This is a genomic window from Achromobacter sp. UBA5777 (assembly GCF_002418565.1).
In the GTDB taxonomy this organism is placed as follows: domain Bacteria; phylum Pseudomonadota; class Gammaproteobacteria; order Burkholderiales; family Burkholderiaceae_B; genus Achromobacter; species Achromobacter animicus.
The window spans coordinates 1-15,200 of the sequence record NZ_DIEJ01000095.1; the positions used below are offsets into that span (position 1 = coordinate 1).

The 15,200-nt window shown below is 65.7% G+C and carries 14 protein-coding genes; 9 read left to right on the forward strand and 5 right to left on the reverse strand.

Features of this window, described 5'->3' with window-relative positions; translation table 11 throughout:
- From B3446_RS06690 to B3446_RS06710, 5 genes are all read left to right on the forward strand, one after another.
- Positions 1 to 822, forward strand: an 822-nt coding sequence (locus B3446_RS06690) for an NAD(P)/FAD-dependent oxidoreductase (protein WP_291378616.1), incomplete at its 5' end; no start/stop codon positions are given.
- A gap of 47 nt (positions 823 to 869) precedes the next feature.
- Positions 870 to 1,892, forward strand: coding sequence for a dipeptidase (locus B3446_RS06695; RefSeq protein ID WP_191578829.1), 1,023 nt, complete (start codon positions 870 to 872; stop codon positions 1,890 to 1,892).
- A gap of 17 nt (positions 1,893 to 1,909) precedes the next feature.
- The gene (locus tag B3446_RS06700) at positions 1,910 to 2,884 is read left to right on the forward strand and encodes a tripartite tricarboxylate transporter substrate binding protein (protein ID WP_291378618.1); all 975 of its coding nucleotides are present in this window, start codon (positions 1,910 to 1,912) and stop codon (positions 2,882 to 2,884) included.
- A gap of 121 nt (positions 2,885 to 3,005) precedes the next feature.
- Positions 3,006 to 4,016, forward strand: coding sequence for a Bug family tripartite tricarboxylate transporter substrate binding protein (locus B3446_RS06705; protein ID WP_291378620.1), 1,011 nt, complete (start codon positions 3,006 to 3,008; stop codon positions 4,014 to 4,016).
- Positions 4,017 to 4,068: 52 nt separating this feature from the next.
- Positions 4,069 to 5,832 carry a gamma-glutamyltransferase family protein gene (locus B3446_RS06710; RefSeq protein ID WP_291378622.1) on the forward strand — a complete coding sequence of 588 codons (1,764 nt, stop codon included), beginning with the start codon at positions 4,069 to 4,071 and terminating at the stop codon, positions 5,830 to 5,832.
- 117 nt (positions 5,833 to 5,949) lie between these two features.
- On the opposite strand, the gene B3446_RS06715 is transcribed toward B3446_RS06710, so the two are convergent.
- The 5 genes from B3446_RS06715 to B3446_RS06735 all read right to left on the reverse strand — a co-directional run bounded on the left by B3446_RS06715 (position 5,950) and on the right by B3446_RS06735 (position 11,397).
- A complete protein-coding gene (locus B3446_RS06715; protein ID WP_191578825.1) occupies positions 5,950 to 6,966 on the reverse strand; it encodes a Bug family tripartite tricarboxylate transporter substrate binding protein in 1,017 nt (338 codons plus the stop codon).
- 151 nt (positions 6,967 to 7,117) lie between these two features.
- The gene (locus B3446_RS06720; RefSeq protein WP_056559723.1) at positions 7,118 to 7,858 is read right to left on the reverse strand and encodes an amino acid ABC transporter ATP-binding protein; all 741 of its coding nucleotides are present in this window, start codon (positions 7,856 to 7,858) and stop codon (positions 7,118 to 7,120) included.
- A gap of 61 nt (positions 7,859 to 7,919) precedes the next feature.
- On the reverse strand, positions 7,920 to 9,020 hold the full coding sequence (locus B3446_RS06725) for an amino acid ABC transporter permease (protein WP_175139553.1): 1,101 nt from the start codon (positions 9,018 to 9,020) through the stop codon (positions 7,920 to 7,922).
- A 1-nt stretch (position 9,021) separates the two neighbouring features.
- The gene (locus B3446_RS06730) at positions 9,022 to 10,212 is read right to left on the reverse strand and encodes an amino acid ABC transporter permease (protein WP_191578824.1); all 1,191 of its coding nucleotides are present in this window, start codon (positions 10,210 to 10,212) and stop codon (positions 9,022 to 9,024) included.
- A 168-nt stretch (positions 10,213 to 10,380) separates the two neighbouring features.
- Entirely contained in the window at positions 10,381 to 11,397 is a 1,017-nt protein-coding gene (locus B3446_RS06735; RefSeq protein WP_105240917.1) for an amino acid ABC transporter substrate-binding protein, read from the reverse strand.
- A gap of 293 nt (positions 11,398 to 11,690) precedes the next feature.
- Between B3446_RS06735 and B3446_RS06740 the strand changes: the two genes are divergently transcribed.
- From B3446_RS06740 to B3446_RS06755, 4 genes are all read left to right on the forward strand, one after another.
- Positions 11,691 to 12,416 (forward strand): cell division ATP-binding protein FtsE, encoded by a 726-nt coding sequence (locus tag B3446_RS06740; protein WP_291378629.1) that lies wholly within the window; start codon positions 11,691 to 11,693, stop codon positions 12,414 to 12,416.
- Entirely contained in the window at positions 12,413 to 13,321 is a 909-nt protein-coding gene (locus B3446_RS06745; RefSeq protein WP_291378631.1) for a cell division protein FtsX, read from the forward strand. The genes B3446_RS06740 and B3446_RS06745 overlap by 4 nt, the downstream gene beginning before the upstream one ends.
- A 138-nt stretch (positions 13,322 to 13,459) precedes the next feature.
- The gene (locus B3446_RS06750; RefSeq protein ID WP_191578821.1) at positions 13,460 to 13,972 is read left to right on the forward strand and encodes a sigma-70 family RNA polymerase sigma factor; all 513 of its coding nucleotides are present in this window, start codon (positions 13,460 to 13,462) and stop codon (positions 13,970 to 13,972) included.
- Between the two features lie 4 nt (positions 13,973 to 13,976).
- Positions 13,977 to 14,984 (forward strand): FecR domain-containing protein, encoded by a 1,008-nt coding sequence (locus tag B3446_RS06755; protein WP_291378634.1) that lies wholly within the window; start codon positions 13,977 to 13,979, stop codon positions 14,982 to 14,984.
- The last annotated feature ends 216 nt before the right edge of the window (positions 14,985 to 15,200 follow it).

Below are 15,200 nucleotides of genomic sequence, written 5' to 3' on the forward strand. Positions count from 1 at the left end.
GAACCGCAACTGGCGACGCGCGGCATCGCCTCGCTGGCGCGCGCCGCAGGCGCACACCTCTTTGAACAATGCGCCGTGCGCGGCGTGGAGCGAAGCGCGGGCCGCGTCAGCGCCTTGATCACCGAGCGCGGCCGCGTTGCCACGCAAGCGGTGCTGGTGGCGGCCGGCGCCTGGTCGCGGCTCTTCTGCGGCAACCTGGGCGCCGACTTTCCGCAGTTGAAGGTCCGCGGATCCGTGCTGCGCACGACGCCTCTGGACGCGGGGCCGCAGGCGGCGATCAACGGCAAGGACTTCACGTGCCGCAAACGTGCCGACGGCGGCTATTCGGTGTCGCAGTTCGGCGCGTCGATGGCGGACGTGGTGCCCGACACCTTCCGCCTCATGCCGCATTTCTTCAGCGCGTGGCGGGCCAACAGCAGCTTCGTGCGCCTGCGTTTCGGCAAGCGCTTCTTCGAGGAACTGAAGATCCCGAACCATTTCCCGGCCGACCGCGAATCGCCTTTCGAACAGCATCGCGTGCTCGATCCGTCGCCCTCCAGCCGCGGTGTGGCGCAAGCCTGGCGCAGGCTGGTTCACGCCTTTCCCGCTTTCCGCGAAGCACGCATTGCGCAGTCCTGGGCCGGCTACATCGATGTCACGCCCGACGCGATGCCCGTCATGGACGCGGTCCCCGGTCTGCCCGGCCTTTACCTGGCATCCGGTTTCTCGGGCCATGGTTTCGGCATCGGCCCGGCGGCGGGCGAGTTGATGGCGCAGTTGATCCAGGGCCAATCGCCCGCCATTGACCTGCATCCATTCCGCTACGGCCGCTACGGGACCTGATGGCCACGCATTGAAAACATTCATACAACCAAAAGGGGAGTTCTTTCATGGATAGCCACAGCGCCGACCTGCATCGCCGCGCCACCGTTGTCGACGGCCTGGTCTTCTTCAGCGACGGCAGCACCCGCGACATGCTGGCCGGCGGCGTCAGCGCCATCAACGTCACGGTCAGCGACATGGGCGCGGACTTCGAGCAGGCACTGCGCGACTGCATGGCCTGGCGCCAACGCTGCGCCGCGCCGGACTCGTCCTGGCTGCTGGTGGAAACGGCCGAGGACATTGCGCGCGCCAAGCAGACCGGCAAGCTGGGGCTCATCATGGGCTGGCAGAACGGCAAACCCTTGGGCGACCAGCTCGACCGCGTGGCGTTGTTCCATGAACTGGGCATGCGCGTCATCCAGCTGACCTACAACGAGGCCAATCTGCTGGGCGACGGTTGCCTGGAAAAGCGCAACGCCGGCCTGAGCGATCTGGGCGTGAAGATGGTTGCCGAGATGAACCGCGTGGGCATTGCCATCGATCTCAGCCATTGCGCGCCGCAGACCTGCCTGGACGCCGCCCGGCACAGCACCAAGCCCGTGCTGCTGACCCACGCCAACGCCAACGCCGTGATTACCCGGCCGCGCAACAAGTCGGACGACGTCATCAAGGCAGTCGCCGCGACCGGCGGCGTGGTCGGCTGCAGCATCCATGCCTACCTGAGCTGGCGCGGCGATCCGCGCCAGCAACCGCTGCTGTCGGACTTCGTCGCGAACGTGAAGTACATCGGCGAACTGGTCGGGTATGAACACGTGGGCATCGGCACCGACTTTCCGTCGGTCGACACCTACGAGGCCGTGCGGCATGTGATGGTGATGTCGCGCACCAAGTACGCGAAATCGGGCGGCGACTTTTCTGATGCCTTTGGCGATGTGATGGAAGCGCGCTACCCCGTGGAAACGCCGACGCCGGCGCAGTTCCCCGCGTTCACCCACGCGCTGCACGAGGCCGGATTGACGGACAGCCAGATCGTCGGCGTACTCGGCGGAAACTTCCAGCGCGCATTCGCGCAGGCCTGGGCCACCGCCTGACTCGAATGGAGAACATCATGACCCCGCGACTGCTCCTCACCCTGACCGCCGCGCTGGCGCTTGCCGGCGCTGCCCTCGCAGCGCCTCTGGCCACGGCCGCGCCCTTCCCCGCGCAGCCGATTCACATCATCGTGCCCTATCAGGCGGGCGGCTCCACCGACACAGTCATCCGCAAATTCGCCGAGCTTGCCGCGCCCGAACTGGGCCAGGCCATCGTCATTGAAAACCGCGGTGGAGCCGGCGCAACCATGGGCGCACGCGCCATCAAGACCGCGCGTCCCGATGGCTACACGCTGGCCGTCCTGCCGAGCCCGGTCTATCGCATGCCGCACATCCAGGACATGGGCTACGACCCGACACGCGACTTCACCTACGTCATGATGCTCAGCGGCTACACGCTGGGCGTGGCGGTGCCCGCCGGCTCGCCGCACAAGACGTGGGCTGATTTCATCGGCTATGCGAAACAGCATCCGAACGAAGTCACCTACGGCACGGCCAGCGTCGGCAGCGCATCCAACGTGATGATGGAAGAGATCGCCGGACGCAACGGCGTGACCTGGCGCCACATTCCGTACAAGGGTGAATCCGAAGTGCTGACCGCGGTGATGGGCGGACAGGTGACGGCATACGCCGGCTCGACGACCGTGCAGCCGCAGGTGCAGGCGGGGAAGATGCGCATGCTGGTGACCTGGGGCGAACAGCGCAGCGCACAGTATCCGGACACGCCGACGCTGCACGAACTTGATGGCACGCCGCCCGCCAACGCGCCATTCGGCATCGCCGGTCCCAAGGACATGCCGCCCGCCGTCGTCGCCAAGCTGCATGCCGTCTTCAAGCAGGTGGCCGAATCCGAGGCCTTCAAGCAGATCCTGACGCAATACGGCCAGGAACTGGTCTACATGGACGGCAAGGAGTACGCCGCCTATGCGGCGCAACAGTACGCGCTGGAATCGGAGATCGTCCGCAAGCTGGGGCTGGCCGCCAACAAATAGGCCGGCAACGACCCGGCTGCGCCGCCGCAGCCGGACTGCCACGCAGCAAGGCGGCGCAGGATCCGACGACGGCCGAGGTCGGCAAGGGTATCGGCCAGCAAGAAGAATCCAGGAGCTTTCCATGATCATTCGAGCACTCGCCACACTTTCCGCACGCCGCCGCGCCCTAGCCGCCTTGTGCAGCCTGGCCGGCCTGCTGGTCGCCTCTCACCCCGGCGCAGCGCTCGCCCAGGCATGGCCCGCCAAGCCGGTCCGCATGATCGTCGGCTACCCGCCGGGCGGCGGCACGGACACGGTGGCGCGCATGCTGGCGCAGCAACTCAGCCAGGAGATCAAGCAACCCGTCGTGGTCGAGAACCGCGCGGGAGCCAGCGGCACCATCGCCACCCAGCAGGTGGTGCGGGCCGAGCCCGACGGCTACACCGTGCTGTTCGCCACGGCGTCGCCGCTGACCGGGGCGCCGCTCACGGTCAAGGACCTGCAATACGATCCCATGAATGACCTGATCCCCGTCACCCTGGTCGGCGGCGGTCCTTTCATCCTGGTCGCGAATCCGGCCTTTCCGCCCAACACGCTGCCTGAACTGGTGGAGTACGCGCGCAGCCGTCCCGGCGAGATCAACTACGCGTCGCCGGGCATCATGACCGCCAATTTCTTTTTCTCCGAGCAGCTGAACATGGATGCCGGGATCAAGACCACGCACGTCCCCTACCGCGGCAGCGCCGCGCTGCTGAACGACGTCATCGCCGGCCAGGTGCAATACACGCTGGACACGCCGGGCACCACGCTGACCTTCATCCGCAACGGCAAGCTTAAGGCGCTGGCGATCTTCAGCGAAAAGCGCCTGGATCGGGCGCCCGAGATTCCCACCGCCAAGGAAAGCGGCTATCCCAATCTGGTGGGCGGATCCTGGTACGGCCTGCTGGTGCCAAAGGGTACGCCGCCAGAGATCGTCGACGGGCTGTACAAGGCCACCAAGACCGCCTTGTCCAGCACGGAGGTGCGCGGCGCCATGGAAGGACGCGACGTGATCGTGCAAGGCACCTCGCCCGACGAATTCAGCCGCTTCCTGCACGCCGAATTCAAGCGCTGGCAGGACGTGACGCAGAAGCTGGGCATCAACCCGCAATGACCGATTGAACCTGCGCAGGAACGCCAGCCCCCTCTTCCGACCGGAGTCTCCGATGTCCAATCCCCCCTACGCCCCGGACCTGACCGCGGGAAGCGCCCCCACCTCCATGCGTCCCGCGCTCGCCGGCCTGGATCACATGATCTCGGCGGGACACTATCTGGCCACGCAGGCCGGCATGGACATTCTGCAGGCCGGCGGCAACGCCGTTGACGCGGGCGTGGCGGCGGGCATCGCCCTGGGCGTGGTCCAAAGCGACATCGTCAACTTCGGCGGCGTCGCCCCCATCCTCGTCTATCAGGCCAAGGCGCAAAAGGTCTGGAGCATTTCCGGGCTTGGCTACTGGCCGCAGGCCGCGCGGCTGGAAACGTTTCTGGAGAAGCACGGCGGCACGATCCCGGCGGGCGTGCTGCGCACCGTCATTCCTGCCGCGCCCGACGCATGGATCACGGCGCTGGAACGGTTCGGCACCATGCGCTTCGGCGAGGTCGCGGCCGGGGCCATCCGGCTGGCCCGCGACGGCTTCGTCATGTATCCCCTGATGGCCGAAGTGCTGGCTGAAAACCAGAAAAACTACGCGCGGTGGGCCTCCAGCGCGGCCATTTATCTGCCCGGCGGCAAGCCGCCCGAGGCGGGTTCGCTATTCCGCCAGGCCGACCTGGCGCGCAGCATCCAGTACATGGCGGACGAAGAGCGCGCGCATTCCGGAAACAGCCGCCTGGCGGGCCTGGCCGCCGCGCGCCGCGCATTCTATGAAGGCGACATTGCCGCCGCGATCGTCAAGTATCACCGCGAGGAAGGCGGGCTGATCACCCACGAGGACTTGCGAGGCTTTGCTGTGGAGGTCGAGCCGGCGCTGTCCACCGACTTCAACGGCACGCAGGTGCATAGCTGCGGTTTCTGGTGCCAGGGCCCTTCGCTGCTACAGATGCTGAACATCCTGGAGCCATGCGACTTGCGCGCGCTGGGCCACAACTCCGCCCCCTATGTGCATCTGCTGACTGAAGCCATCAAACTGGCCTTCGCGGACCGCGAGGTGCATTACGCCGATCCGCGCCATGCGCGGGTGCCGCAAGCGGCGCTGCTGTCCAAAGACTATGCGCGCGCGCGGCTGGCCATGATCGCGCGCGATCGCGCCGGGCCGGACATGCCGCCAGCAGGCCAGCTTCCCCACGCGCGTGACATCGACTTGCGCGAGGCCGGCCCGGACGACATGGCACGCACGGATCCGCGCCTGGATACGTCTTATGTGGCGGTCGTCGACAAGGACGGCAACGCGTTTTCGGCCACGCCCAGCGATGGCTCCTACAACGTGCCCGTCATTCCTGGCACCGGCATCTGCGCGTCCGGACGCGGCAGCCAATCCTGGGCCGAGGCCGGCCATCCCTGCGCCATCGGACCGGGCCGCAGGCCGCGGTTGACGCCCAACCCCTCGCTGGCCATCCGGCCCGGCCAGTACGTCATGCCTTTCGGTACGCCAGGCGGCGACGTGCAGTGCCAGGCCATGCTGCAGACGTTCCTGAACATGGAGGTATTCGGCATGGACGTGCAGCAGGCGGTCGAGGCGCCGCGCTTTGCCAGCTTCAGCTTTCCCTCGTCGTTCGAGCCGCACAACGCCATGCCGGGCCGGCTGATGATCGAAGACCTGATCCCGCGCAGCGCGGGCGACGCGCTTGCCGCGTTGGGCCACACCGTGAAGTGGTGGAACGGCCATAGCTGGCGGGCCGGCGCCGTCTGCATGGTGCGGCACGATCTGGATAGCGGCGTGCGCTGGGGCGGCGCGGACCCGCGCCGGCCGGCTTACGCGATGGGCTGGTAGGCATCCGCGGCGGCTGGCATCAACAGAAAACAAAACGCCCGCCAGGACAGCATCCCGGCGGGCGTTGAAACTGCATCGCAACAGGCATCCCATTAAAGATGCCCGTTGCCAGCACCATCAATTCAGGCTGGCGCCCGAGATCTTCACGATCTCCTGATACTTCGCCATCTCGGCCTTCACGAACGCGGCAAACGCCTCAGGCGTCATCGAGCCCGCCTCGGAACCCATCGTCAGCAGACGCTGCTTCACATCCGGCTGCGCCATGGCGTCGGCATACGCCTTGTTCAGCTTGGCCACCACCGGCGCCGGCGTGCCGCCCGTCGTGAACACACCAAACCACGTACCCAGGTCAAAGCCCTTCACGCCCGATTCTTCAACGGTCGGCACGTCAGCCAGCAACGACGAACGCTGCGTCGTCGTCACGGCCAGCGCCTTCACCTTGCCGTCCTTGATCAGCGGCGCCGACGCCGCCAGGTTGTCGAACATGAAATCCGACTGGCCCGACAGCAGCGCCAATTGCGCGGGGGCCGCGCCCTGGTAGGGGATGTGCTCGACGTTGATGCCCGCGCGCGCCTTCAGGAGCTCGCCCGACAGATGGCCCGCGCTGCCGTTGCCACCCGAACCGTAGTTCAGCTTGCCCGGATTCTTCTTGGCGTAGTCGATCAGATCCGCCAGCTTCTCGATCTTGTTCTTTTGCGCGAATTCAACGTTCATCACCAGCACGTTAGGGACCGCCGCCACGATCGTCACCGGCGCGAAATCCTTGACCGGGTCATACGGCAGGTTGGCGAACAGCCAGGGATTGATCGCGTGCGTAGCCACCGCGCCCATCACCAGCGTGTAGCCGTCAGGCTGCGCCTTGGCCACCAGGTCCGCGCCGATATTGCCGCCCGCACCCGAACGGTTCTCGACGATCACCGGCTGACCCAGCGAGCCGCGCACCTTCTCGGCCAGCATGCGCGCCATCGTATCCAGCGGGCCACCGGGCGGGTAAGGCACCACGAAGCGGATCGGCTTCGTCGGGAAATCAGCAGCCTGGGCCAACGCCGGGGCGCTGAACGGCAAGGTCGCAGCCAGCGCCACGGCGCCTTGCAACAGGGCGCGGCGCACGGCGCTGCGGGGGGTATTCGACATGGTGTGTTCTCCTCACTCCGGATCAATGGCGGTCAGTAGCATACCCCACCGGCGTGACGGAGGTAACAAAGGGCTACCGGCAAGAACGCCCGGAATTCCCGGGATTGGCAGCCCGCACCAATGAAAAACCGCCCGAAGGCGGTTTGGCGGATCAGTGCAGGATCTGGCTCAGGAAGAGCTTGGTCCGTTCGTTCTGCGGGTTGTCGAAGAACTCGTCCGGGTTGTTCTGTTCGATGATCTCGCCGCGGTCCATGAAGATCACGCGGTTGGCGACCTTGCGCGCGAAACCCATTTCGTGGGTCACGCAGATCATCGTCATGCCGCTTTCCTGGGCCAGGCTGACCATCACGTCCAGCACTTCCTTCACCATTTCCGGATCCAGCGCCGACGTCGGCTCATCGAACAGCATGATCTTGGGGTTCATGCACAGCGACCGCGCGATCGCCACACGCTGCTGCTGGCCGCCCGACAACTGCCCCGGAAACTTCTTGGCCTGTTCCGGAATGCGCACCCGCTCAAGGTACTTCATTGCGGTGGCCTCGGCTTCCGCACGCGGCTTCTTCAGCACCCACATGGGTCCCAACGTCAGGTTTTCCAGCACCGTAAGGTGCGGGAAAAGATTGAAGTGCTGGAACACCATGCCCACGTCCTTGCGGATCGTCTCGATGTGCTTCAGGTCATTGGTGAGCTCCGTGCCGTCCACGATGATGTGGCCCTTCTGGTGCTCTTCAAGGCGGTTGATGCAGCGGATCATCGTGGACTTGCCCGAACCCGAAGGTCCGCACACCACGATGCGCTCGCCTGGCGCGACGTCCAGGTTGATGTTGCGCAACACGTGGAACTGGCCGTACCACTTGTTCACGTCCTGCAAACGAATAATGGCATCCGACATGCCTGTACTCCCGTAAGTATCGCTTTGCGCGCCCGCCTTGCAGCGGACGCGCGGCAAATTGCTAGCGTGCGTGACCCGTGGCCAGGCGTTTTTCCAGCGCCTGGCTGTATTTGGACATGGAGAAGCAGAAGACGAAGTAGATCAGCGAAATGAACAGGTACGCCTCTACCCCGAATCCGCGCCATGCCGCGTCGGACAAGGCTGCCTTGGCCGCCAGCGTCAGGTCGAAGATACCGATGATCACCACCAGCGACGTGTCCTTGAACAGCGCGATGAAAATGCTGACCAGCGGCGGAATCACGATCTTGAGCGCCTGCGGCAGGATGATCTTGCGCATCTGCTGCCAGTAGTTCAGGCCCAGCGAGTCGGCGCCTTCGTACTGTCCCTTCGGAATGGCCTGCAGGCCGCCGCGCACCGTTTCCGCGATGTAGGCCGCCGCGAACATGATGATCGCGATCTGCGCGCGCAGCAGCTTGTCGATCGAAAAACCTTCCGGCAGGAACAGCGGCAGCATCACCGACGACATGAACAGCAGGCTGATGAGCGGCACGCCGCGGATCAGCTCGATGTACACGACGCACAGCGCCTTGATGGCCGGCATCTTCGAGCGCCGGCCCAGGGCCAGCAGCACGCCGATCGGGAACGCGAAGGCGATGCCGAACGTGGACAGGATGAGCGTCAGCGGCAGGCCGCCCCAACGCGCATTTTCCACGTAGGTCAGGCCGAACACGCCGCCCCACATCAGCAGCGCCACGGCCGTCAGGCCCACGGTCCAGATGACGGCCAGCTTCCAGTTCCAGAAACGGCGGATGCCGCTGCAGACGATCACCGCCACCAGGATGATGGTGGCGATCAACGGCCGCCATTGCTCATCGTAGGGATAGGTGCCGAACAGGATCAGCCGGTGCTTTTCAATGATGAATGCCCAGCAGGCGCCGCCGGCTGCGCGGCATTCCTGCGCGTTGGCCGCGTCGAAACTGGCCTTGATGAAGGCCCATTCGACCAGCGCCGGAATGGACATCAACAGGAACCACGCCAGCAGCACCGTGATGAGGATGTTCAGCGGCGACGAGAAGAGGCGCGTGCGGAGCCACGCCCACGGTCCCGTCTGATTGCTGGGCGGCGGCAGGGCCTCGCTGGGGGTATGCGTAGTGCTGCTCATATCAACGCTCCACCAGCGCAATGCGCTTGTTGTACCAGTTCATGAAGATCGAGATCGACAGGCTGACCGTGAGGTACGCGCCCATGATGATGAGAATGCCCTCGATGGCCTGGCCCGTCTGGTTCAACGTCGTGTTCACCACCGACACGATGTCGGGGTAGCCGATGGCGACTGCCAGCGAGCTGTTCTTCGTCAGGTTCAGGTACTGGCTGGTCATCGGGGGGATGATCACGCGCAGCGCCTGCGGCAGGATCACCAGGCGCAACACCTTGGCGCGCGGCAGGCCCAGCGAGCCTGCGGCTTCCCATTGGCCATTGTTGACCGCCTGGATGCCCGAGCGCACCACCTCGGCGATGAACGCCGACGTGTAGATCACCAGACCGGCCAGCAGCGCGGCGAATTCCGGCGACAGCGTGAGACCGCCCGAGAAGTTGAAGCCCTTGAGCTCCGGCATGTTCAGCGTCAGCGACGCGCCGCTGACCAGCCAGCCGATGAACGGCAGGCCGATCAAGAGACCGATGGCCCAGCGGCCCAGCGGGAACATGTGGCCGGTGGCCTCGTGGCGCTTCTTGCCGTAATGGCCCAGGATGATGATCGCGACGATCGCCAGCCCAAGTCCGCCGAGCATCCAGTCGAACGAATTGCCTTCCAGCGCCGGGACCTTGAGGCCGCGGTTGGAAATGAACACGCCCGGCAGCGGATTGTGCGCCTGGCGCGGACCCGGCATGTTCTCGGTGATCAGCGCGTACCAGAAGAAGAGCTGCAGCAGCAGCGGCACGTTGCGCATCACCTCGACATACACGGAGGTGATCTTGGCCACGAGCCAGTTCTTGGACAGGCGGCCGATGCCGATGAGCGTGCCGAGGATGGTCGCCAGCACGATGCCGAGGACGGCGACGCGCAGCGTGTTGAGCAGGCCGACCACGATGGCGCGGCCGTAAGTGTCTGAGGGGGAATAGGCGACGGCGGTTTCGCCGATGGCGAATCCGGCCTCGCGGTTCAGGAAGCCGAAGCCCGTGGCAATGTTGCGCACGGACAGGTTGTGGAGCGTGTTTGAAACCAGGAACCACACGGCCCAGGCTACCGCGGTCAGCGCAATCACCTGGTAGACCACGGAGCGTACGCCGGGATCGTTCCAGTTCAGACGCCGAGGGGGTGCCGAAATCGGGGCGTTTTTGTTGGGAGTCATCATGATGAATCTACAGAAGTCGGACACCGGGTGGCATGCCGGAAAAGCCGCGCCACCCACTTCTGCCGCCCGCCCGAAGGCGGGTTAGGGCCTGTCCAGAATACACGTCCTGTGCAGACAGGCCCTAGGCATGACGGAGAGCCGTGCTCCGCCATGCCAGGCAGCCGCGCGTTAGCGCACCGGCCAGCCGTACATCAAGCCACCTTGCTTGTACGAAGCGTTCAAGCCGCGCTCCAGCTTCATCGCGCTGTTCTTGCCCAGCGTGGATTCGAAGCTTTCACCGTAGTTGCCCACGCTCTTGATGATGTTGTAGGCCCACTTGTCGTCCACGCCCAGGTTCTTGCCCATGCCCGGGGTCACGCCCAGGATGCGCTGGATGTTGGGGTTGGGGCTCTTGGTCATTTCATCGACGTTGGCCTTGGTGATGCCGTATTCCTCGGCTTCCAGCATCGCGTTCAGCGACCAGCGCACGATGTTGAACCACTGCTCGTCGCCCTGGCGGACCATGGGGCCCAGCGGCTCCTTGGAGAAGTCTTCCGGCAGGATGACGAACTTGTCCGGATTCTCGAGGGTGGTGCGGGTCGAGGCGAGCTGCGACTTGTCGGTCGTGAAGGCGTCGCAACGGCCGGCCGAGAAGGCGCGGATAATTTCGTCGTACTTGTCGATCACGACCGGCTTGAATTCGATCTTCTGGCTGCGGAACCAGTCAGCGAGGTTCAGTTCGGTGGTGGTGCCCGGCTGCACGCAGATGGTGGCGCCGTTCAGTTCCTTTGCGCTCTTGACGTTCAGGTCCTTGGAGACCATGACGCCCTGGCTGTCGTAGTAGTTCACGCCCACGCCGATCAGGCCGAGCGTCGTGTCGCGCGTCAGCGTGACGGTGGTGTTGCGGGTGAGCACGTCGATTTCACCGGACTGCAGCGCGGTGAAGCGTTGCTGGGTGTTCAGCGGCGTGAACTTGACCTTGGAGGCGTCGCCAAACATGGTCGCGGCGATGGCGCGGCACATGTCCACGTCGATGCCCTTGTATTCGCCCTTGCTGTCGGCGATGGAGAAACCCGGGATGCCCGTCGAAACCCCACACTGGACAAAGCCTTTCTTTTTGACGTTATCAAAGGTTGCGCCCGCGTTGGCAGCCGAGGATGCAGCAAACAAGGCAGCGCCAATGGCAGCGAGTTTCAGTACTTTCATCGTGATCTCCGTGTGGGATGAAGCGGAATCCAAAGCTAGGGCCGGGTTGGACCCACGCATGGGGCGGATGGTAGCGTCCGTAAAGCACGCGGCGCATCCGGGAATTCCCTTGAAATATAGGGACACTGGATGAAATGAAACGCTGTTTTTGACGAAAAACAGGGACGCGCTTTCAGCTTTGCGAACATCTGTTTCAGCCGGCCGAATGATGCGCACATGTTCCGACCGCGCCAAGAGATGTAGGCCACCTTACTGTCCCCGAGTTACTATGGCGGCTTCATCTGACAGCCGCCATGATCGAATTCCAGCACGTATTCAAATCGTATGGTCGCGGCCGCAATATTCTGGCCGACATCAACTTCCGCGTGAGCGCGGGAGAGTTCGTTTTCGTATCGGGGCCGTCCGGCGCCGGCAAGTCCACCCTGCTCAAGCTGATCGGCGGTCTTGAGCCCGCCAGCCGGGGGTCCATCCAGGTGAACGGGCAGCGGCTGGATAAGCTGCCGGCGCGCGCCCGGCCGTACCTGCGCCGCGCGGTGGGCGTCATCCTGCAGGACACGCACCTGCTGTTCGATCGAAGCGCGTTCGAAAACGTGATGCTGCCGCTGGCCGTCCAGGGACACCCCTGGGATTCTGCCGCGTCGCGCGCCCGCGCCGCCCTGGACAAGGTGGGGCTGTCGGGCAAGGAAGACCTCAACCCCATCGAGCTCTCAGGCGGCGAACAACAGCGCCTCGCGATCGCCCGCGCCATCGTCAACCGGCCCGCGATCCTGATCGCGGACGAACCCACCGCCAACCTCGACCACGACAACGCGCAACGCATCATGAACGTGTTCCGCGACTTCAACCGCGTCGGCGTCACCACGCTGATCGCCTCGCACGACCAGGAACTCATGGCGCNNCCCCCCCCGCCGCCCCCCCCGGCCGGCGACGCCAGCCGGGGGCCGCGTGGCGCAGGGGCGGCCCCCGTCCGTTCCAGCCGTACCGAGCCGGGCCTCGGCCATCCGGGAGAGTCGGCATGAACGCCTGGCTGCGGCAACACCGCTACGCGCTTCTCGTCACCCTGCGCCGGCTGATCAAGCAACCCTTCTCATCGCTCGCCAACCTGCTGGTCATGGCGCTTGCGCTGGCCCTGCCGCTGTTGGGCAGCGCGATCCTGGTCTCGGTGCAACCGGTGGCGCGCGAAATGTCCGTCACGCCGGAAGTCACCGTCTTCATGCGTGTGGACGCCCCGGCAGGCGCTGCCGCGGACGTCGCCAAGCGCATCCAGGCCGACTACCCGCAAGAGGTGCGCGCCGTGCGCGTCGTGGGCCGCGAAAGCGCCCTGGCCGACCTGCGCGCCAACCCCGCCTGGCAGGAAGCGCTGGCCGTGCTGCCGGGTAACCCGCTGCCCGACGCGGTCGTCGTCACGCTGGCCGACGGCGACAACCTGGCCGGACGCGCCGACACGCTGGCCTCGGCCTGGAAGCAGTGGAACCACGTGGACCTGGTGCAACTGGACAGCGCGTGGGTCCAGCGGTTGGAAGCCATTTTGCGGTTTGCCCGGATCGGCCTGGGGTTCCTGGCCGCGTGCGTGGCGGTCGTGGTGCTGGCCACCGTGTTCAACACCGTACGCATGCAGGCGCTGTCGCAACGCGAGGAAATCGGCGTGGCGCGGCTGGTCGGCGCCACCGAATCGTTCGTGCGCCGCCCCTTCCTGTATCTGGGCGCGCTGTCCGGCGCGTTGGCTTCGCTGCTGGCGATTGGCGTGGCGTCCGTTGCGCTGTCTCCGCTGAACGAAGCCCTGCTGGGGCTGGCCCGCAGCTACGGCGCCGAGTTCGCCCTGCATCTGCCCGGCGCCTCCGTCCTGGTCGGCGCGGTGGTGGCGTCTGCCGCGCTCGGCGCGCTGTCCGCGCGCTGGTCGGTCACACGCAGCACCCGGTTCTAAGCCGCCGCCTCCAGCGGTTTGGCCGATGGTCCGGGCGCCCTGCCCGGACCCGCCGTGCACCTCGTCCCGGGCCCAAAAGCGTGAATCTGTATAATGAGATCAATTCTCATTGCATCCAGACTCCGCTGTTCCGTCCTCATGCCAGCCCCGGACCCCGCCGCCACTGATGATTTGACCGGGCTGTATGTCGAGCACAGCACGTGGCTGCAGGGTTGGCTGCGACGGCGCGTCGGCGACACGTTCGCAGCCGCCGACCTGGCGCAGGACACATTCCTCAGCCTGCTGGACCGCAAGACCGCGGCTTCCGAGATCCGGAAGCCGCGTCCATTCCTGGCCACGGTTGCCGGACGGCTGCTTGCACACCGGCACCGACGGCAGTTGCTGGAAACGGCTTACCTCGAAGCGCTGGCCTGCCTGCCCGAGGAAGTGGCGCCCTCGCCGGAAATGCGGCTGATGGCGGTTGAAAGTCTGCAGCAGATCGACCGCGTGCTCGATGGCCTGCCGCCCAAAGTGCGCGAAGCCTTTCTGCTGGCGCACCTGTTCGAACTGAGCTACGCCGAGATCGCCGAGCGGCTGAGCGCCTCGACCAGTTCGGTCAAGCAGTATCTGACCCGGGCCAACCGCGAATGCATGTTCGCGCTGGCGTACTGACGTCATGACCTCCCGCAGAGATACGCTGACGCTGCCCAGCGGCCGGGTCATCACCCGAGCCACCGCGGATGCGGCGGCTGACTGGCTCACCCTGCTGATGTCCGGAGACGTTGGCGACGCGCAACGGCTGCAATGGCGGCAGTGGCGCCAGGCGCATGCCGACCATGAAGCGGCCTGGCAGCATGTGGAGTCCGTCACCGGCCGGATGAAATCATTGGAACGTGCGCCGGCTTATGCGGCCCTGTCGCCGTACGGGCCGACGGGCAGGCCGCCCCTCGCCGCCCGCCGGCGGGCCACCCGGCTGCTGCTATGGGGTGGGATCGCCACCGGCGCCGGATTGCTCGGGTCCCGCACCGGCATCTGGCAGACCCGCATGGCCGACTATCGCAGCGCCACCGGTGAGCAGCGCAATTTCACGCTGGAAGACGGCACCCGTCTGACGCTCAACACGGATAGCGCGGTGAATCTGCAGTTCGATCACACCCAGCGCCGCATTCTGCTGGTGGCGGGCGAGATCATGATCACCACGCGGCACGAGCCGGCACGGGCGGATGCGCGGCCGTTGCTGGTGGCGACCGCCGAAGGCACCGTCCGCTCGCTGGGCACCCGCTTCACCGTGCGGCAGCAATCCGGCTCTACCCAGGTGGCGGTTCAGGAGAGCGCGGTGGAGATTGCTCCCCGGTCCGGCAATGCGCGACGGCTGCACGCCGGCGAGCAGACCCGGTTCAACCGCGACGCCGTCGAGCCGCCGCAGTCGGCCGATGCACACGCGGACGCGTGGACGCGGGGGCAACTGGTGGCCGATGAGCAGCGGTTGGGCGATTTCCTGGCCGAAGTCGGCCGTTATCGGCCGGGCGTGCTGCGCGTCGATCCGCAGATCGCGGGACTGCGCCTTTCCGGGGTCTTCCCGCTGGCCGACACCGATCGCATCCTGGCCACCCTGCCCAGCGTGCTGCCCGTCCGCGTGCAGTGGCGCACCCGCTACTGGGCGACGGTCGTGCCCGCCGACTAGCGCGGCAAAAAATATTTTTCGCAGCGACTGCCCGATCTGCGTTTTCGCGGCACCTACCTCATGAGGGACCGGAATTTTCGGAGGTCCGATCACAAGGAAGAACATGCCGAATCAGTACCGCGCCGAAGATTCGAGGCGCCCATATCCATCTCCCATTGCATTTGCCGTCCTGGCGCTGAGCGCCGCGCTTGCGGGTGGCGCGCCGGCGTCCGTGCG